The following is an 18,168-nucleotide window of genomic DNA, read 5'->3' on the forward strand; positions in this document are numbered from 1 at the left end:
CAACCGATCCTCCCGCGCCGGGTTGATGAAGCAGTAGGGCAGGGCGTGAACCGGAGCTCTTGCAGCAGCCTTTCCGGCCATGTCCCGGCCGGCCCTGGGGTGTCGATCTCCGTGTCACGGCCGGCCTTCCCAGTACTGCAAGCAGGAAGATGACCACATTGCGACAGACCATGACCAGGGGAGTGTTCGCGGCGGCCGCCGCCACGGGCATTCTGTCCCTGTACGGCACCCCCGCCGTCGCCGACTCGTTCGGGGCGGGCGCCGCGGACGAGCTTCCGAGCGTGCTGACCAAGAACAGCGCCGAGGCACCGGTCGAGGCCCCGGTGAACGCGTGCAACAACGCCTTCGGCGCCGTCGCGGTGCTCGACGAGGCGTACGGCAACTCCTGCGGCACCGCCTCGCACCAGGCCGAGGGCCGGTCGTCCGAGGCCGGGCGCGGCGGCTCCGCCGGCCACGACGGGAACAAGGCCGACGGCGGCGAGCGCTCCTCCGAGTTGCTGAGCGGGAACAAGGTCGAGGCACCGGTCACGGCGCCGGTGAACGTGTGCCACAACTCGGTCAGTGCCGTCACGGCGCTCGACGAGACGTACGGCAACGCCTGCGGCACCGCCTCGCACCGGACCGAGGGCTCCGGGTCCGCGCACGGGGGCTCCGCCGGCCACGACGACGAGAAGGCGGGCGAAGGCTTCGAGGACTCCTACGGAGCGCTGGGCGGGAACGAGGTCCGTGTCCCGCTCCACGTGCCGGTGAACCTGTGCGACAACGAGATCGACCTGATCTCGCTGTTCAACGACTCCTACGGCAACTCCTGCGCGGGCGGTTACGGCGAGGAGGACGAGCCCGAGAAGGAGAAGCCGACTCCGCCCACCAAGATCAAGACGCCTCCCACGTACGAGGTCGAGAAGCCCCCGGCCGAGGAGGAGGAAGTGCCCGGCAACCCGCCGCACCTGGCCGAGACCGGAAGCGACGGCCTGATCGCCGCCTCGGCGGCCGGCGCCGTCCTGATCACCGGCGGCGCGATGCTCTACCGCCGCGGCCGCCTCGCCTCCCGCCGCTGAGCAGCCGGCTGCCGGGCCCGCCCCACCCGGCAGCCGGACCCGTACGACGACGCGTCCCCCGGACCGGCCCGGTCCGGGGGACGCGTCGTCGTACGGGGTCCGTCAGCCGCTCACCGGCGACGGCGCCCCGCTGCGGCTGCCGCCGCCCGGGACGGGAACCGTCCCGCGCACCGGCGTCGACCTCAGCCGCCGGCGCACCCCCTGGACCAGCGTCGGCGCCGTGAACGTCGCGCCGTGCACGAAGCGCATCGCCGGACCGAAGCCGGACGCGGTCACCAGGCCCGCCAGGAACAGCCCGGAGTGCGACGACTCGAAGCCGTGGCCGAGCACCGGGGAACCGTCCGGCAGCGCCGCCATCGCCCCGCGCAGCTCGGCGGAGAGCAGGCCGAGCCGGTCGCGGTGCGCCTTGAACCCGGTGGCGGCGATGACGTGCTCGGTCTCCAGGGAGCGCCGGGACCCGTCACGGCCGGTCAGGTCCAGGCGCAGCCCGCCCGGCACCGCGGCGGCCGCGGTGACCTCCTGGCCCGGCAGCAGGTCCACCGCCCGCTCCACCCGGTCCCGCACCCACCACGCGCCCGCCGGACCCAGTGCCGTGGCCGCGATCCGCGACCGGGTCGACTGGGGCAGCCGCCGGTACAGACCGGGGCGCTCGGAGTAGAACCAGTTCCGCCAGCCGGGCCCGAGACCGCTGTGCGGCGAGCGGACCGACTGCCACCACGGACGCTCCCAGGGCGGCGGCACGTCGTTCCACCGCAGCCGCTCCGCCCGCGCCAGCACCCGCACCCGGGTGCCCTGTTCGGCGAGGAGCGCGGCCGTCTCCAGGGCCGCCTGGCCACCGCCGATCACCGTGACGTCCTTGCCCTGGAAGTGACCCAGGTCGCTGTGGTGGCTGCTGTGCGTCACCAGCGTGGGGTGCAGCCCGCGCAGCGCGGCCGGCACCTCGATGAACGGCATCACCCCGACCGCCAGCGCCACCGTCCGCGCGTGCAGCGCCTGCCCGTCCTCGGTGACCGCCGTGAAACCGCCGGGACCGGACGCCACCCGGGTGATGGTGCGCTCGTCCACCTCCGGCACCGCGTTGCGGGCGAACCACAGACCGTACGAGGCGAACGCCTCCACCGGGATCGGGTGCGCATGACGCGCCGTCAGCCCCTGTTCGGCGCAGTACGCGTCCAGCCGCCAGCGCCCGCCCGGGTCGGACAGGTTGGACGCCCACGGCTCCGACTTCAGGAACATGCCGCCGGGCATGTGGTCCCGCCAGGACGCCATGGGCCGGCCGAACACCCGCAGGTTCAGTCCGGCGGCCGCGGCGTGGGCCGCGATCGACAGACCGTACGGACCGGCGCCCACCACCAGGAGGTCGTACATCATCAGCTGCTCGCTTTCTCGTTGTCGGTCGGGCAGGTCGGGGAGGGCGTGGCCGCCCGGGGGGCCGGGCGGGGCGCCGGCACGGAGGCCGCCGTGCCCAGCCGCTGCCGCAGCCGGCCGGAGACGTGGCGGGCCCACAGGGCCCACATCGCCCATCCGGGGACGCGGTCGTCCCTGGCGTACCAGGCCAGTTCGCGTCCGCCGGACGCCGTGCGCAGCGCGGCGAACGGCGCGTAGTTCTCCACCACGAACGACCGTCCGGCCACCGGATCCCCGTCCGGCAGCGGCCGTCCGGTCAGATCCAGGTGCAGGGCGCGTACGACGTCCAGTCCCGCGCTGTCCGCGAAGAGCCGGAACTGGGCGCCGGGGCGCGGGTTGAAGTCGAGGAGGTGGTAGCGGCCACTCGTGCCGCAGCGGCGGAAGTCGAGGTCGAAGACGCCGCGGTAGCCGAGTTCGCCGGTGAGCCGTTCGGCGAGCGCCCGGACCTCGGGGTTGGGCGTCCAGCGGCCCACCGCGGTCAGTCCCGCGCCGCGCGGCCAGGACAGCTGCTTGCGGCCCGGGCCGCCGGCGCGCACGGCGCCCGCGCGGTCGGCGTACCCGTGGAAGAACCAGTCCCGGTCCTCGCCCGGCGGCAGGTACTCCTGGAGCAGCAGCGGGCTGCCCGCCTCCCCGGTGCGCGCGTGCAGCTCCCGGGCCTGCTGTTCGGTGTGCACCAGCTGGGTGCTGCGCAGTCCGCCGCCGGCCGGCAGCAGCCAGGGCCGGCTCCACTTCGCGACCAGCGGAAGTCCGAGCCGGCGGGCGTCCTCGGCGGCCCGCCGCGGGCTGTCCGGGACGAGCGTGAGCGGGTGCGGAACGTCCGCGCCGGCGCACACGGCGGCCAGTTCCGCCTTGTCGGCGACGCGTTCGGGCAGGGTGGCCGGCATCTCGGGCAGCAGGTAGGAGGGCGCGAGGTCGTCCCGCAGCCGGCCCGCGGCGATCGCGGTCGCGTCGTCCAGCGGGATCAGCACGGCCGGGCGGCCCACCCGGCCGGCCACCCGGCGCAGCACGGCGAGGATCTGCTCCGTGGATGCTCCCGGTGGCGGCGGGGCATGCATGCGGTGGACATAACGCGAGCGACGGACGGGACTTCCCGTGGAATCGGCGACGACATGCACCTCCGCCCCCGCCCTGCCGAGCGACCGCACGGCCCCCAGCGTTCCGTGGTGAAAGGGATTCCGGTCGGTCCGCAGCAATACGGCGGGGACACGGGTGTCGAGCAGCGACACGAATACTCACTTTCCTCTGGTGCCGGCTCACCCGCACGGGCGAGTACGGCACTCGAAAGCCGCAGTGGCATTGGCACCGTCGTATGTCCTGTGCCTGAATTCATATGACTGTTCGTCAAAAGCAGGTAATTCAGGCGGAAGGCGAACGCGAATGAGAAGAGGAGCAGCCAATGGCCCCACAGCACAGGCGGGTCCGGGCCCGCGCGATGGCCGTGGGCGCGGCGGCGGTCGTCGTGTCCGCCGCCCTGGCGGCCGGTCCCGTGGCGGGGACGGGAGGGACCGACGACTCCCGTCCGGCGGCACCGGCCCCGGGTGATCCCGCGGCCACCCCCGCCGTCCCCCCGGTCCCCTCGGTCCCGGCCGTCGCCGTCCCCCCGGTCCCGGCCGTCGGTGTTCCGTCGGTCCCCGTGCCGGCCCTGCCGGTGCCGCGCCGCGACGTCCCGGCCTTCGGTGCCTTCCTCGCCTCCGACGAGCGCGGAGTGGCCCGCATGGAGCAGTTCAGCCGCTGGCTGGGCGGCGCCGAGCTGCGCGTCGGCCACACCTACCTGCCCGGCAACCACTGGAGCGACATCGAGGGGGACATCGGCTTCCTCGAGTCCTGGGCGCGCTGGCGCAACGCCGAGGACGACCGGATGCTCGTCCTCAACGTCCCCCTGCAGGAGCGCAACGAGGAGGGCGTCCCCGACGACGAGGTCCGCCGGCTGCTGCGCCGGGGCGCGGCCGGGGAGTTCGACCATCACTTCCGTGCCCTCGCCGAGCGGCTGGTCGAGCTGAAGGTGCCGGACACGGTCCTGGTGCTCGGCTGGGAGATGAACGGCGTCACCTACACCCACCGCTGCGGTCCCGACCCGGAATCCTGGAAGAGGTACTGGAACCGGATCGTGAGAACCATGCGCGCGGTGCCGGGCCAGGAATTCCGGTTCGACTTCACACCGAGCCGCGGCCGGGACGCCGTTCCCTGGACCCGGTGCTACCCCGGGGACGACACGGTCGACATCGTCGGCATGGATTCCTACGACCAGCCGGCCGGGCGTTCCTTCGACGAACAGGTGAAGGAGCCGTACGGACTCCAGGCGCACGTGGATTTCGCGAAGGCCCACGGAAAACCGATCTCCTATCCCGAATGGGGGCTCTTCCGCAACGGCGACAATCCCGCGTACATGCGGCGCATGCTCGCGTGGATCGACCGGCACAAGCCGCTCTACAACACGATCACCGACTACTGCCCGCACGGCGTGTGGCAGTGCGACGACAACCCGGACGCCTCCCGCGTCTACCGGAACGTGCTGCACGGCCGCACCCACGAGGAGGAGCCGGACACCACGCCGGGGACCCCGACGCCCACTCCCGCACCGACCACGCCCGACGCGCCGCCGCCGGAGGACTGCTCGCCGCTGGACCTGGGCCGGTGGGTGGAGTACTGGCTCGGCGGGAAACTCTGCCTCCGCTTCGACTGGTGGTCGCGCACCCGCTAGCGCCACCCCGGCCGGGTCACCGCTGCACATCGGCGGCGGTGGCCGGGCCGGGCACCGAGGCGGCGGGGGCGGGGCCGTCGCCCCGGCCGGTCCGCCTCGGCCGGGCGAGCAGCACCAGGCCGCCCAGCAGGCCGCCCGCGCTCGCCCCCACCAGCGCGGTCACCTCCGGCGCCGCGGACGACGGCTTGCCCGGCCGCACCGCGCGCGAGAACCGCACGAGCCTGACCTGGGTGCTGCCCTTGGTGTGCTCGGCGTGCCGGGTCAGCGCGCGCGCGACCGCGTCGGCCATGTCGACGGCCAGCCCGGGCTGCGCGGAGGTGGCCGTGACGGCGACCATCGGCGCGTCCGGCGAGGTCGCCGTGCGGACGCTGTCCCGCAGGGTGCGCACCGGCACCCCGGCCCACACCTGCGCGTCGCCGAGCACCGCGAGCTGGGTGGCGACCCGGCCGTACGCCTGCGCGAAACCGCGGGCCGCGTCCGGGGACGCCTTGTCGGTCGGTACGGCGACGACGTAACTGGTGGCCGTGTACGCCGGGGGCGTGAGCAGGCCGTACGCGCCGCCGAGCAGACCGCCGAGGAGCGTGCCCGCCACCAGCGCGGACCAGGCCGGCAGCTTTCTGGCACGGTCCAGGAACGGACGGAGCCGACGGATCGGGGTGTCGGTCATGACGGGCTTGCTCCCTCGGAGGTACGGCGGACGGCTCACGGCGCGGCGGACGACGACGAGCCGGTGACGGCCGCCGTGTACACGTCCATGAGGCGGGCTGTGCTGCGGGTGATGCTGTAGTGGTGCGCGGCCCGGCCGGCCGTGCGCGGTCCGGGGCCCGCCGTACGGACCTCGGCGATCGCGCGGGCGTACGCCCCGGGGCCGCCGCGCACCCGCCGGGCGTCGGCGCAGGTCTCGGGGGGCAGGTCCTCGATGGCCGGGCAGGAGGCGTAGAGCACGGGCAGTCCGGACGCCAGCGCCTCCACGGCGGCCAGACCGAAGGCCTCCTCCGGGGACGGGGAGGCGAACAGGTCCATCGCCGAGGTCAGCGAGGGCAGGTCGGGGCCGGGGGTGCCGTCGGGGACCACGGGACGCTCGCCGGTGAACAGGACCCGTCCGGCCACCCCGGCCTCGTGCGCGGTGCGGCGCAGCACGTGCTCCTCGGGGCCGCCGCCCACCAGCAGCAGCCAGTGGTCCTCCGGCAGCAGGGCCAGCGCGCGGACGAGGACGTCGAACCGCTTGCCCCGGGCGAGCCGGCCGACGCCGCCGACGACGAACGCGTCCCCGGGCAGGCCGAGGCGCCGGCGGGTGCGCTCCCGCCGCTCCGGGTCGAAGCGGAAACGGTCCAGGTCGATGCCGTTGGGGACGACCTCGATGCGGGGGGCGGGCACGCCCCAGCGCTTCAGCCGGTCGGCCACCGTCGGGGAGACGGCGACCGTCGCCGACCCGAGCCGCTCGCTGGCCAGGTACAGCGCGCGCACCCCGGCCGTCAGCCTGCGGCCCTCCATCTGGGTGTCGCCCAGCGAGTGCTCGGTCGCCACGACCGCACGGACCCCGGCGACCCGGGCGGCGAGCCGGCCGTAGACACAGGCCCGGTACAGATGCGTGTGCACGAGGTCGTAGCCGCCGGCGCGGATCAACCGGACCAGGCGCGGCAGCGCGGCCAGGTCGCGGTTGCCGCCCATGCCCAGGTGCACGACCCGCACCCCGTCGGCGCCGAGCCCGTCGGCGACCGGGCCGGGGTTGGTGAGCGTCACCACGTCGCAGTCGACCGGCAGATGGCGCAGCAGCAGCCGCAACTGCTGTTCGGCACCGCCGACACCGAGCCCGGTGATGATGTGCAGCGCCCTCATCACACGCCCTCCACCGGAAGCCGGCGCCACCGGTGCAGCCGGAGCTTGAGGTGCAGGCGCCACGCCGTGTCGTTCTGCCCGACGTGCGCGCGCGGCAGGGCGTGCGGGCCGGTCAGCGGGCCGGGGTCGATGGCGCAGGCGTAGGTGTAGCCCGCCTTCCGTACGGCCTCGACGGCGCGCGCGTCGACCGTGCCGTACGGGTAGCAGAACCCGTCGACCGGGGCGCCGGTCAACTCGGCGAGCAGGGCGCGGCTCTCGGCGACCTCGGCGGTGAGCGTGGCGTCGTCCGCGCGGGTCAGGTCGACGTGGGTGAGCCCGTGCGAGCCGATCTCCACGCCCCCGTCGGCGGCGCGCCGGATGCCGTCCGCGGTCAGCAGCGGCTTGCGCGGGCCGAGCGGGTCCCAGGCGTTGTCGCCGCCGAGCCGTCCGGGCAGGACGAAGAGCGTGGCGCCGCAGCGGAAGCGCCGCAGCAGCGGCAGGGCGCCGGTGAGGAAGTCGGTGTAACCGTCGTCGAAGGTGAGGCCGACCAGGTCCCGGCCCCCGCCGCGGGCGCGCGCGGCGAGGAGTTCGGCGACGGACACGCCGCGCAGCCCGCGCCGGCGCAGCCAGGCCAGCTGCCGCTCCAGCCGCCCGGGGGTGACGGTGATGCGGTACGGATCGTCCGAGCAGTCGCCCACCGAGTGGTACATCGCCACCCAGGGGACGGGGCCCGGACGGGGCGCGGAGGGTCTGCCGGTGGCGGCGGAATCAACGGGAGCGGCCATGTGTGAGCCTTCGTGTGACGGTGCGTACGGAGCGCAGTGCGGATGCGGAGCGCCGGGCGCCCAGGACGGACAGGGCGAGCGGCACGAAGACGGCGGCCACGGCCGTGCAGCCGGCCGTGAGGGCGGCCACCGGGGAGCCGAAGCGGCTCGCGGCGAACGCCCCGGCGGCGACGGCGAGGACCGAGACGAGCACGGGCCGGCCCAGCCGGGCCAGGACCTCGCGGACGCCGACCGTGACGCCTGCCGTGCCGCCGTGGCCGGCCGTGCGCAGGCCGGTCAGCAGCAGGACGGCCGTGAGGGTGATGCCGAAGGCGTTGGCGGCGGCGATCCCCGCCACCCCCCAGCGGCCCACGGTCGCGGCGCCGATCAGGGACGTGACGACGATGCCGGCCGCCATCACGCCGAGGGGGTACCAGCGGGGGCGGCCCGTCGAGAAGTAGCAGCGGACGAGGGTGCCCACGAGTGTCTGGCCGAGCAGGCCGAGGGCGTACACGCGCATGACGTTCGCCGTCGCGGCGGTGTCGGCGGCGGTGAACGCGCCCCGCTGGAAAAGCAGTTCGATCATCTGCGGGGCACAGGCGATCACCGCGCACATGCCCAGCAGCACCACGCAGGAGGCCAGCACCAGGTCCCGCTCCACCCGGGCGCGGGCCCGGCGGGTGTCGCCGTCGGCGAGCGCCCGCGCCACCACGGGGAAGGTGACGGTGCACACCATCAGCGACAGCGTCATCGGGATCTGGGCGACCTTCTGCGCGTAGTTGAGGTGCGAGATGGACCCGGCGGGCAGGGAGGACGCCAGGAACCGTTCGACGAGGACCTGCGACTGGCGGCACAGCGCGAACAGCAGCACGGCGGCGATCAGGGCGAGGCGCACCGGCCGCTCCTCGTCCGCCGGCCCGGTCGCGGCGGGCGCGGGCCCGCGCGACGCCAGCTGCCGCCACAGGGAGGGCAGTTGCACCGCCACCATCAGACAGCCGCCCACCGCGACCCCGACGGCCGCCGAGCGCACCCCCCACTCCCCGCCGAGCAGGAACATCGCCGCCACGATGCCGGTGTTGTACGCGACGTAGATCGCCGCCGGCGCGAAGAAGCGGCGGTGCGCCCGCAGGGCGGCGCTGCAGTACCCGGCGAGCCCGAAGGCCAGCAGGCTGAGCGCGGTGAGCCGGGTGCAGTCGACGGCGAGACGGGAATCGGACAGCCCCGGCGCGAGGGCGCGGACCAGGTACGGGGCCCCGGCGGCGACCAGCGCCGTCACCGCGGCGAAGGCCAGGCAGAGCCGGGGCAGGGTGGCCCTGACCAGATCGCGCACCGGGTCGCCGGGCACGCCCCGGGCCCGGCGCGCCAGCGCCATGCTGAACGCCGGGATCAGCGCGATCGCCAGCCCGTCCTCGATCAGCAGCGTCGCGGCGATCTCCGGCACGGTCCACGCGACCAGGAAGGCGTCCGTGTCGCTCCCGGCCCCGAACAGCCGGGCCAGCGACTGGTCCCGCACCAGCCCGAGCAGCGACCCGGCGATCGACAGCACCGCCGTCCCCAGCGCGGCCCGGGCGAGGAACCTCCGCGACGCGCCGCCGTCCGCCGCCGGCCCGGCGGGTCCCTCGCGCGGGGGGCCGGCCGGTGCGGGGACCTTCGTGCCGGGGCCGGCGGAAGGGGTCATGGTCATCGGGTCGCGGCCTCCTCGAGGCGGGCGGGCGCTCCGTCGCGCGGTGCGGTGTCCGTCCGGTCGTCGCGGGACAGGGCCCACCACGCCGTCAGGCCCAGGGCCACGCCGGTCAGGACGGTCGAGGGGCCGCCGATGTCGCCGTACACGAAGTCGGTGAGCAGCCAGAGCAGGAGGCCGACGGCGGTGAGCGCGCAGTCGAGGCCGGGGCCGCGGCGGCGGACCCGCAGCAGGCGCCGCAGCGCGCACACCAGCAGCGCCAGCCAGCCCCCGGCGAGCGCCAGCAGTCCGATCAGGCCCTGCTCGCTCAGGACCAGCAGGTACATGCTGTGCGGCGACAGCAGCGCCTGCTTGTGGAACTCCTCGCCCGCGCCCTCGATGTCGCTGCCCGAGGACAGCGCCAGCGTGGAGTGCCCGTCGCGGTACTCGGGGAAGCTCTTCAGCCCCACACCGGTCCACGGGTGTTCGCGCCACATGCCGGTCGCCGCCGCCCACAGGGTGTACCGGTCGACGACGGACTGGTCGGGCGCGTCGGCGACCTGCGTGATGCTGTCGATCCGCTCCTGCAGCATCGCCGTGCCCACCCCGAACCCGCCCGTCAGGACGACGCCCGCCGCGACCACGGCCGCCGCCACCTTCAGCGCGCGCCGCAGTCCCGCCAGCGCCAGCTGCACCGCGCACGCCAGCGCGGTCGCGATCCAGGCGCCCCGGCTGAAGGACAGCGCCAGCGGCAGCAGCAGGACCAGGGCGCACCCGGCGGCGGCCGCCCGCTGCTGCACCGGGGCCCGGCCCAGCGCGACCCCCGCCGCGCACACCAGGCCCAGCGACACCACCGTCGCCATGCCCATCACGTCGGTGGCCCCGAAGGTGCCCACCGCCCGGACGGTCTCGCCCTGGTAGGAGGCGCCGGTCCCGGTGACGTACTGGTGCACCCCGACGGCCCCCTGCCACAGGGCGAGTCCCACGAACGACCAGGCCACCGCCCGGAAGCCGGCCCGGCCGCGGAGCAGCACCAGCACGGCGGCCGGGACGAGCACGAAGACCTGCAGGTAGCGGAACAGGCCGCCGAACGCCGCCTGGGGCGAGGCCGCCCCCATGGCGGAGAGCGCCACCCCCACGACCGGCAGCCCCAGCACCACGGCCGCGCGGGGCGACAGCGGGCGCCGCCCCTCCCGCACCAGCAGGATCACGCAGTACCCGACCACCAGCGCGGACGCCGCGTCGGCGGGCCCCGCGCCGTCCCCCGTCGGCGGCAGGCCCGCCAGGGCGACCACCGCCACCGGCGGCAGGGCCGGCGCCAGGGCGGCGGCCCGGCGCGGCAGCGGGACGAGGGCGTGGCTCACGTGACGTCAGCTCCCCGTCGGACGGACCAGCGTGCCCGCGGTGCGCAGCAGGATGCAGACGTCCCCCCACAGCGACCAGTCGTCGATGTAGGCGTTGTCGAACCGGCACCGGTCCTCGATCGAGGTGTCGCCGCGCAGCCCGTGGACCTGCGCCAGACCGGTGATACCGGTGCGCATCCGGTGCCGGGCCGCGTACCCGGGGTACGTCTGGCTGAACTGCGCCACGAAGTAGGGCCGTTCGGGCCGGGGGCCGACCAGGCTCATGTCGCCGCGGAGCACGTTCCACAGCTGGAGCAGCTCGTCCAGCGAGGTGCGCCGCAGCATGCGGCAGAACCAGCGCATCTCGTGCTCGCCCGCCACGCTCCACCGGGTCGCCGACTCGTGCTCGTCGACCGGGCGGTGGGTGCGGAACTTCAGCAGCGTGAACGGCCGCCCGTTCCGGCCGATGCGCTCCTGCCGGAACACCACCCCCGGTCCCTCGGAGAGCCGCAGCGTCACGGCGCACACCAGCAGCAGCGGGCTGACCAGCAGCAGCAGCGTCCCCGAGACCAGGACGTCGAGCATCCGCTTGCCGAGGCCGCCGCCGCGCGCCGGGGCGAAGTCCAGCCGCCGGCAGGAGAACCCGGCCAGCCGCTCCCGCGTCGGGTACGGCGCGGGGTCGGCGTCGACCTCCCAGACCACGCAGCCCGACTCGGCCAGCGTCCGCAGCAGCGGCCCCTGTTCGGCCCGTACCGAGGGATGGACGGCGAGCACCGCCCGCACCCCGTTCTGGATGACGGCCCGCTCCACCTCCTCGTCCGTGCGCAGCACCGGCACGCCCTCGGCGCCGTCCGGCTGACCGGCGACGATCCCCACCGGCCGCACCCCGCAGCGCGGGTGGCGCAGCACGGCGGCGGCCACCCGCTGCGCGGTCGCGACCGGCCCGACGACGAGCGCGGCGTGCGGGTGGCGCAACAGCGCGGCCCGGCGCCGGCCGTGCACGGCCGCGCGCAGCGCGCAGGCCGCCGCCGCCTGCACGGCGAGGCCCGCCAGCACGGTGCCGGCGGACAGCGGCTGTTCCGGCCGGTACGCGGCCCACAGCACCGCGCCGGCCGACCAGGCCACCGCGATCCGGCCGCACACGGCGGGCAGTTCCTCCAGCAGCCCCGGCACCAGCGGCCGGGTGTCACGCGGGCGCAGCAGCAGCGACACCGCGATCAGCAGGGCGACGAACAGCGGATGGCGCTGGCCCCCGGACAGCACCAGCGCGGCGGGCAGGACGGCGGCACCGTCCGCGACGAGCAGCGGCAGCGGTGAGGCCGGCCGGGGCCGCGCGGCGGGCAGCCGGGGGCGGGTGTCGGTGCCGCGCGGCGGCATGACGGAGACGGACGAGGAGAATCCGTGCTCCCTCGGCGGTACGCCGGGGGAGGGCACGGTGCGTTCGGCGGTCACGAGTGGATGGACTCCCTGTGCTCGAAGGGCTCGACACGCGATGCCGTCCGGTCGCCCCCGGCCGTCCGGCGCGGGCGCGCCCCGGTCGCGGCGGACCGGGTGCCGAGCAGGTCGTGGTAGACGTCGGCGACCGCCCGCGCGGTGTGCCGCACGTCGTGGAGGGACAGCACGTGCCGGCGGCCCCGGTCGCCGAGGGACGCGCGCAGCGCCGGGTCGAGCAGCAGCGCGCCGACCGCCTCCGCCAGGGCCCGGGGGTCCTCCGGGGGCACCACGCACGGGGCGGCGAAGGAGCGCGGCAGGCTCTCGCGGGCGCCGTCGACGTCCGTGACGACCACGGGCCGCCCGCAGGCCATCGCCTCCAGCGGGGCCAGCGCCATGCCCTCCCAGCGGGACGGCAGGACGACGAGATCGGCGGCCTGGTACCAGGGGGAGGGGTCCGCGACGGCCCCCGCGAACAGCACGGACCCGGGCGCGGCCGCGCGCAGCCGGTCACGGTCCGGCCCGTCGCCGACCAGCACGAGACGGGCGTCGGGCACCCGGCGCAGCACGGCGCTCCAGGCCCGCAGCAGGACGTCCTGCCCCTTCTGCCGGCACAGCCGGCCGACACACACGGCGAGCGGCGCCCCGGCGCGCAGCCCGGCCAGCGGCGCGAGTTCGGCCCGTACGGGGCCGGCGGGCGCCGGGCGGAAACGGTCGGGGTCGATGCCGTTGGGCACGACGGTCCAGCGGCCGGCGATCCCGGCGTGCACGCCGGTGGCGCGTTCCGCCTCGCTCACGCACACCACCCGCGCGGTCCAGCGGACCGCCCACCGCTCCCAGCGCAGCGCGAGGGCCGCCGTGCTCCCGTCCACCGCCTCGAACGACCAGGCGTGCGGCTGGAACACCGTGGGGATGCGCCCGCGCACCGCGAGCCGCCCGGCGAGCCCGGCCTTCGCGCTGTGCGCGTGCACCAGATCGGGGCGCACCTCGTCGATCAGCCCGGCCAGGTGCCGTACCTCCCGCGCCAGCGAGGCCCCCGGCGAGCGCGTCGCCCTCCAGTGCCGCACGTGCGCGCCGAGCGACCGCAGCCGGCCGGAGAGCGCGCTGTCGGGGCAGATCACGGTGACGTCCAGGCCGTCCGCGAGCTGGGCCCGGGCCAGGTCCGTCACGACCCGCGCCACCCCGCCGTCCACCGGCTGGGTGAGGTGCAGGACCCGTGGCCGGCGGCCGGCGGACGACGGGTCCGCGGGCACGGCTTCCTCGCTGCCGAGGACACTCGGCGTGGACGCGTTCACCGCCGGGCGTCGACGGCGGCGAAGAGCACGCCCGCCCATGCCGCGTCCCGCTGGGACGTGAGCCGGAAGGACGCCCGGTCACCGGCGTGCGTCAGACCCCCGGAGAGGTCGAACACGTCGGAGTCGTAGCCGAGGGTGTTGGCGTACGCCGGCACCCGCGCGGGGGGCGCGCCCCCGGGGTCGGCGATGGTGGAGTTCAGGACGTCGTCGAAGGGGTTGGCCCGGTCGGTGAACGCGGTGGGGGTGGGCCCGTCGGCGGTGAGGACGAGCGAGTCGCCGGTGGTGCCGCGGTCGCCGTTGTACGCCACCAGCCCCGCCCGGCCCCCGGCGCCCGCCGCGAACGGCAGGTCGCGCAGCGGCATGTCGACCCCCGCGCGGCCGCCCAGGGGGGCGAAGCCGTCCCAGAGGGCGAGGTGCCGCAGCGGTTCCGCCGGGTTCTCGTACGCCACCACCAGCGTCCAGCCGCCCCAGGTGCCGGCCGCCGACCTGCCCATGGCGACATTGACCTGCGCCACCGTGTACAGACCCGGCGCGCTGTCCCGCACCAGTGCCGTCACGTCCGCCGAGGCCTGGAAGGCGTCCGCGCCGTCCGCCACCCGGTGCCCCACCACCGTGTCGGCGAGCAGCTCCTTGTACTCCCCGCCGGGCTCGGCGATCAGCACCCGCCCGTTGTCCTGCCAGGGCTTCTGCTCACCGGCGAGCAGGTTGCCGCCCCAGTACAGCCGGGCGTACGTCACCCGGGAGCCGGCGGGCAGACGGACCTCCGCGCGGGAGGAGTTGTAGGTGTTCGGGTCGCTGTCGACGTCGACGTAGAACATGTCGAAGTCGCCGTTCACCCCCTGCGCGCCGGCCTGCACGTCCCGGCACGAGGAGGCCTGGGCGCGGCAGGTGGCGGAGGCGTTGGCGGCCCGCACGATGCCGCCGTGCTGGACCGCGCGGTACCGCTCGGAGAAGGCGAGGCCGTCGGCCTCCGGGGCCGGCGCGGCGGCCGCGAGGCCGCAGGGTGCCCACATCGCTGCGAGGGAGAGGACGCCCACCGCCGCGTGGCGAAGCATCTGACCCGGGGATTGACGCATGACCGTCGGAGCCTTTCGGAGCGGGGTGGCGGTGGCCGGCAGCGGGGGACGAGTGCGGTGCGGCCGCCCATGAAGGTGCTTCGGGGTTCGCAACTCTAGCCATCAAACGGACAAACTCATTGAAATTCAGTGAAACCAGGCAAGTGTGTTGGAATCGTGAAACCTTCCGGGAGCGGCCGGTCCGGCCCACCGCCTCGCCGGGGATCCTCCGGGCGGGACGCACGACGGGGGTGAGGGGCGGGGAACTGAATGGCGTACGTCCGGTTGCCGGGGCTCCCGGGTGCTCCCACGGTGGGTTCCAAGATCCGAAGCCCGCGAAAGGAACCTCCATGCGCGCTCTGCCCGCCCGGCGCATCGCACTCGGCGCCCTGTGCGCCGCCCTTCTGGCCGGCCTCACCGGACCGGCCGCCGTGGCGGCCGACACGGCCCCCGAGCGCCACCGCGCGACGTCCTCCGCCGCGCTGCTCGCGCAGGTCAGGACCGTCGACGCGGACGAGCACGGACTCACCCCGGTCGTCGACCTGCTGAAGGCCGCGCTCGAGGCGGACGGCGGCCGGCTGCCCGCCGCCGAGACCAGGAAGCTCGGTGACGCGGCGAAGAAGGCCCTGGCGAAGGCGGCCGACGACGACCCGGTGGTCACGACCGGGTCGTCGGTCACGGTCACGGTGACGGGCGACACGGAGCCGACCGTCCTCGAGGACGGCCTCACGGGCGAGGAACTGACCGCCCTTCAGGAGGCCGTCGACAGCCTCCTGGACCTGCTCCTGAACGGCCCCGGGGCGAACGAGGACACGGACGCCGACGCGGACGCCGAAACCGGGGCGACGGAGGAAACGGACGAGGCCGAGGAGACCGACGCGGACGAGGCCGAGGAGACCGACGCGGACGAGACCGAGGAGACCGAGGAGACCGACGCGGACGCGGACGACACCCAGGTGTCCTCGCTGGTCGACGAGTTGCTGGCCCGCGTGGACGAGCTCGTCGACGCGCTGCTCGGCACCGAGCCCCAGACGGTGACGCTGCCCGCGCCGGCCGACCCCGCCCGGACGCCGCTGCTCCCGGGCGTCCTGCTCCCCGGGTTCGCGCCGCTGACATCGGTGCTGGTGCCGTCGTGATCCCCGAAAGGCCCTGACGTCCTCGAAAAACTCTCATATGAGGACTTGCCGATTTCTGGCTTCACGGTTTCCGCTCCGGCCGGGGATCGTTAGGCACGGCGACAGAATTCCCCTCCGGTGACCGCCCCCGCGTTGCCGAAGAAAGGAACACGATGAAGTCCCTGAAGGCTGCCGCCCTCCTCGCCGGAACCCTGATCGCCGCCGGTGCCGCCACACCCGCGTCCGCCCAGGAGTCCACCGACCTGGCGTCCACCGGCCTCGACACCGGCCTGCGCACCGCGGTCCCCTTCGATGTGATGCCGGTGCACGAGTCGAAGGTGCTCAACACCGACAAGGCCACGGTGCTCGAGACGACGAAGGAAGCGGCGGCCGTGGTGAACGAGGCCAAGCCGGTCCACGGCGACCTGGGGCTGCACGCCTGAAAAGCACCCCTGAGAAATCCGGCCCCCAGTTTCCACTGGGGGCCGGATTTCGTTCGTTTCCATGGACAACCGTACGGACAAGGGAGCTGGACCGATGGCCATCGGAATCGACGGAACCCCCGAAGGCGCGCAGCCGCCGCCCGCACCGGGGGGCAGAACGCGGCGGGAGGTGACACGCGGCCTGCGCGCCGGGGCGCTCGCCGCGGCCCTGGCGCCCCTGCTCGGCGCCTTCCACGCACCGCGCTCCGCACCCGGACGGGCCCCGGAGAGCCCCTCCTTCGACCGGACGCACCGCGGTCGCCACATCCGGGGGGAGCGGACCGCGGACGGCCACTGGCACGTCACCCTCGACGGCCGTCCCCTGCACCTGATGCGCCGGGCCGACGGCACCTGGCTGAGCATGGTCGACCACTACTGCTCCCACCCGACGCCGCTCGCCGCCGCCCGCGCCGCCGCGGACGCCCTCGCCCCCGGCGAGCGACTGCGCGCGGCGGGCACGGAACCGCGGCACGACCACCGGGGAGGCCGGCATGGCGTACGTGCGTAAGGACGCCGCCACGCTCACGGCGGCCGAGAAGCGCCGCTTCGTGAACGCGCTGCTCGAGGTCAAACGGCGCGGTGAGTACGACGAGTTCGTGCGCACGCACATCGCGTACTACGCCGCCGACGGCGAACGAGGGCTGCGCACCGCCCACATGACGCCCTCCTTCCTGCCCTGGCACCGCCGGTTCCTGCTCGACCTGGAGGAGGCCCTGCGCCGGACGGACGACTCGGTGACCCTTCCGTACTGGGACTGGACCCGCGACCGCACGGCCCGCTCCGCACCGTGGACCGCGGACCTGCTCGGCGGCAACGGGCGCCGTTCCGACCACCGGGTGATGACCGGCCCGTTCGCCCATCGGGAGGGCAACTGGGCCATCAGGGTGGGCGTGACCGACAGGGAGTTCCTCACCCGGGACCTCGGCCGCCGGAGCGCCCCGATCGACCTGCCCACCAGGAGTGATGTGGAGTGGGCGCTGAAGGACCCTGCCTACGACGCGGCGCCCTGGGACTCGACGGTCACGAAAGGCTTCCGCAACAAGCTGGAGGGCTGGGGCACCGGCCGGGGCAGCGCTTCGTGGCGCAATCACAATCGGGTGCACCGCTGGATCGGCGGCGTCATGCTCACCGCCGCCTCCGTCAACGATCCCGCCTTCTGGCTGCACCATGCCTTCGTCGACCTGCAGTGGTCCCGCTGGCAGCGCCGGCACGGCGGGGCCCGGTACCTCCCCGCGGCACCGCCGGGCCGAGGCGACGAACAGCGCGGCCGGATCGTGGCACGGCACGAGAAGCTGCCGCCGTGGGACGTGACACCGGACGAACTGGAGGATGTCGGAGACATCTACCGGTACGCGTGAGGGGTTGCGGCTCACGATCCACGGGGGAGAACCCGGCGCTCGCACGCGCCGAGGCTCTCGGCCGGTCGTCACGCGGGACGTCGGTGGCCTTACCCCTTCGCGGCGATGCGGTTCACCGGGATCGGCGCGCCGTCCAGGATGACGCGGTCACCCTGGCCCCGCCCCGGCCAGGGCCTCGTGCAGACCGGGCGCCCACGAGGTGAGGCCGTGCACGACCTCGTCGGCGTAGCGCCGGGTGGTTGCCTCCGGGACACCGAAGCCGGCACCGAGCCGGACGAACGCCTCGTCCTTCCGCGGGCCCGCCGGGGCGAGCAGGGACCGCTCGAATCGACCCGGCTCGCACTACGGCGCGTTCGGTTCACGCCTTCGTGCGCGGATCAGCCGGGAGACACGCCCGACCGGCTCGTGCGGGGTGTCGAGCACGGCGGGACACGGAACCGGCAGGGCCCCTCCGGCCGCCGGTGTGCCGAGTGGAATCACCCTGCGGACGACGAGCCGCCCCGCCGTGTCGTCGCCCCTGCCGACCGGGCCCCTTCACCTCCCCGGCGCAGGAGGGAGGGGGCCACCGACTGGTGACCGGACGGCGCGACGCGCGACCCGTTCGACACCTGGGCGGTGCACCGGCCGAGGCACGCGTCTCGGGATCGCCCGCTGAAGAAGGGGCCGCTGCCGGACGAGCGG

The 18,168-nt window shown here is 75.1% G+C and carries 16 protein-coding genes; 6 read left to right on the top strand and 10 right to left on the bottom strand.

Annotated elements, in window-relative coordinates:
* The first annotated feature begins 149 nt into the window (after positions 1–149).
* On the top strand, positions 150–1,058 hold the full coding sequence (locus ACFY3N_RS05265) for a chaplin (protein WP_390815279.1): 909 nt from the start codon (positions 150–152) through the stop codon (positions 1,056–1,058).
* Positions 1,059–1,160: 102 nt separating this feature from the next.
* Here the strand turns inward: ACFY3N_RS05265 and ACFY3N_RS05270 are convergent, their stop codons facing one another.
* Positions 1,161–2,426, bottom strand: coding sequence for an NAD(P)-binding domain-containing protein (locus ACFY3N_RS05270; RefSeq protein ID WP_390815560.1), 1,266 nt, complete (start codon positions 2,424–2,426; stop codon positions 1,161–1,163).
* A gap of 2 nt (positions 2,427–2,428) precedes the next feature.
* Positions 2,429–3,691 (bottom strand): ATP-grasp domain-containing protein, encoded by a 1,263-nt coding sequence (locus ACFY3N_RS05275; protein ID WP_390815280.1) that lies wholly within the window; start codon positions 3,689–3,691, stop codon positions 2,429–2,431.
* Between the two features lie 170 nt (positions 3,692–3,861).
* On the opposite strand from ACFY3N_RS05275, the gene ACFY3N_RS05280 reads away from it, so the two are divergent.
* Positions 3,862–5,166, top strand: a complete 1,305-nt coding sequence (locus tag ACFY3N_RS05280) for a glycoside hydrolase family 26 protein (protein WP_390815281.1) — start codon at positions 3,862–3,864, stop codon at positions 5,164–5,166.
* A gap of 16 nt (positions 5,167–5,182) precedes the next feature.
* On the opposite strand, the gene ACFY3N_RS05285 is transcribed toward ACFY3N_RS05280, so the two are convergent.
* Genes ACFY3N_RS05285 through ACFY3N_RS05320 form a run of 8 tightly spaced genes read right to left on the bottom strand, consistent with a single transcriptional unit; the run spans position 5,183 to position 14,553 of the window.
* Positions 5,183–5,833, bottom strand: a complete 651-nt coding sequence (locus ACFY3N_RS05285; protein ID WP_390815282.1) for a lipopolysaccharide biosynthesis protein — start codon at positions 5,831–5,833, stop codon at positions 5,183–5,185.
* Positions 5,834–5,868: 35 nt separating this feature from the next.
* Positions 5,869–7,005, bottom strand: a complete 1,137-nt coding sequence (locus ACFY3N_RS05290) for a glycosyltransferase (RefSeq protein WP_390815283.1) — start codon at positions 7,003–7,005, stop codon at positions 5,869–5,871.
* Complete coding sequence (locus tag ACFY3N_RS05295) at positions 7,005–7,769, bottom strand: polysaccharide deacetylase family protein (protein WP_390815284.1); 765 nt, start codon at positions 7,767–7,769, stop codon at positions 7,005–7,007. Before ACFY3N_RS05295 ends, ACFY3N_RS05290 begins: the two co-directional genes overlap by 1 nt.
* Positions 7,753–9,432, bottom strand: coding sequence for a murein biosynthesis integral membrane protein MurJ (gene murJ, locus ACFY3N_RS05300; RefSeq protein ID WP_390815285.1), 1,680 nt, complete (start codon positions 9,430–9,432; stop codon positions 7,753–7,755). Before murJ ends, ACFY3N_RS05295 begins: the two co-directional genes overlap by 17 nt.
* Entirely contained in the window at positions 9,429–10,772 is a 1,344-nt protein-coding gene (locus tag ACFY3N_RS05305; RefSeq protein ID WP_390815286.1) for an O-antigen ligase family protein, read from the bottom strand. Before ACFY3N_RS05305 ends, murJ begins: the two co-directional genes overlap by 4 nt.
* 6 nt (positions 10,773–10,778) lie before the next feature.
* A complete protein-coding gene (locus ACFY3N_RS05310) occupies positions 10,779–12,203 on the bottom strand; it encodes an exopolysaccharide biosynthesis polyprenyl glycosylphosphotransferase (protein ID WP_390815287.1) in 1,425 nt (474 codons plus the stop codon).
* Positions 12,200–13,516, bottom strand: a complete 1,317-nt coding sequence (locus ACFY3N_RS05315) for a glycosyltransferase family 4 protein (protein ID WP_390815288.1) — start codon at positions 13,514–13,516, stop codon at positions 12,200–12,202. The genes ACFY3N_RS05310 and ACFY3N_RS05315 overlap by 4 nt, the downstream gene beginning before the upstream one ends.
* Positions 13,474–14,553, bottom strand: a complete 1,080-nt coding sequence (locus tag ACFY3N_RS05320; RefSeq protein WP_390815289.1) for a DUF3344 domain-containing protein — start codon at positions 14,551–14,553, stop codon at positions 13,474–13,476. Before ACFY3N_RS05320 ends, ACFY3N_RS05315 begins: the two co-directional genes overlap by 43 nt.
* Before the next feature lie 329 nt (positions 14,554–14,882).
* On the opposite strand from ACFY3N_RS05320, the gene ACFY3N_RS05325 reads away from it, so the two are divergent.
* From ACFY3N_RS05325 to ACFY3N_RS05340, 4 genes are all read left to right on the top strand, one after another.
* Positions 14,883–15,668: a hypothetical protein gene (locus ACFY3N_RS05325; protein WP_390815290.1), complete on the top strand. Its 786-nt coding sequence runs from the start codon at positions 14,883–14,885 to the stop codon at positions 15,666–15,668.
* 152 nt (positions 15,669–15,820) lie between these two features.
* Positions 15,821–16,090 carry a hypothetical protein gene (locus ACFY3N_RS05330; RefSeq protein WP_390815291.1) on the top strand — a complete coding sequence of 90 codons (270 nt, stop codon included), beginning with the start codon at positions 15,821–15,823 and terminating at the stop codon, positions 16,088–16,090.
* A 94-nt stretch (positions 16,091–16,184) separates the two neighbouring features.
* Complete coding sequence (locus tag ACFY3N_RS05335; protein WP_390815292.1) at positions 16,185–16,637, top strand: tyrosinase family oxidase copper chaperone; 453 nt, start codon at positions 16,185–16,187, stop codon at positions 16,635–16,637.
* On the top strand, positions 16,621–17,487 hold the full coding sequence (locus tag ACFY3N_RS05340) for a tyrosinase family protein (protein WP_390815293.1): 867 nt from the start codon (positions 16,621–16,623) through the stop codon (positions 17,485–17,487). Before ACFY3N_RS05335 ends, ACFY3N_RS05340 begins: the two co-directional genes overlap by 17 nt.
* Positions 17,488–18,168: the final 681 nt, after the last annotated feature.

This window comes from Streptomyces sp. NPDC000348, from assembly GCF_042898795.1.
GTDB lineage: Bacteria > Actinomycetota > Actinomycetes > Streptomycetales > Streptomycetaceae > Streptomyces.

What these genes read in the sequence shown, in the direction of transcription:
- ACFY3N_RS05265 (WP_390815279.1), top strand. Translation starts at nt 150, where the DNA reads ATGACCACATTGCGACAGACCATGACCAGGGGAGTGTTCGCGGCGGCC.
- ACFY3N_RS05270 (WP_390815560.1), bottom strand. Translation starts at nt 2,426, where the DNA reads ATGTACGACCTCCTGGTGGTGGGCGCCGGTCCGTACGGTCTGTCGATC.
- ACFY3N_RS05280 (WP_390815281.1), top strand. Translation starts at nt 3,862, where the DNA reads ATGGCCCCACAGCACAGGCGGGTCCGGGCCCGCGCGATGGCCGTGGGC.
- ACFY3N_RS05285 (WP_390815282.1), bottom strand. Translation starts at nt 5,833, where the DNA reads ATGACCGACACCCCGATCCGTCGGCTCCGTCCGTTCCTGGACCGTGCC.
- ACFY3N_RS05290 (WP_390815283.1), bottom strand. Translation starts at nt 7,005, where the DNA reads ATGAGGGCGCTGCACATCATCACCGGGCTCGGTGTCGGCGGTGCCGAA.
- ACFY3N_RS05295 (WP_390815284.1), bottom strand. Translation starts at nt 7,769, where the DNA reads ATGGCCGCTCCCGTTGATTCCGCCGCCACCGGCAGACCCTCCGCGCCC.
- murJ (WP_390815285.1), bottom strand. Translation starts at nt 9,432, where the DNA reads ATGACCATGACCCCTTCCGCCGGCCCCGGCACGAAGGTCCCCGCACCG.
- ACFY3N_RS05315 (WP_390815288.1), bottom strand. Translation starts at nt 13,516, where the DNA reads ATGGGCGGGCGTGCTCTTCGCCGCCGTCGACGCCCGGCGGTGAACGCG.
- ACFY3N_RS05320 (WP_390815289.1), bottom strand. Translation starts at nt 14,553, where the DNA reads ATGCGTCAATCCCCGGGTCAGATGCTTCGCCACGCGGCGGTGGGCGTC.
- ACFY3N_RS05325 (WP_390815290.1), top strand. Translation starts at nt 14,883, where the DNA reads ATGCGCGCTCTGCCCGCCCGGCGCATCGCACTCGGCGCCCTGTGCGCC.
- ACFY3N_RS05330 (WP_390815291.1), top strand. Translation starts at nt 15,821, where the DNA reads ATGAAGTCCCTGAAGGCTGCCGCCCTCCTCGCCGGAACCCTGATCGCC.
- ACFY3N_RS05335 (WP_390815292.1), top strand. Translation starts at nt 16,185, where the DNA reads ATGGCCATCGGAATCGACGGAACCCCCGAAGGCGCGCAGCCGCCGCCC.
- ACFY3N_RS05340 (WP_390815293.1), top strand. Translation starts at nt 16,621, where the DNA reads ATGGCGTACGTGCGTAAGGACGCCGCCACGCTCACGGCGGCCGAGAAG.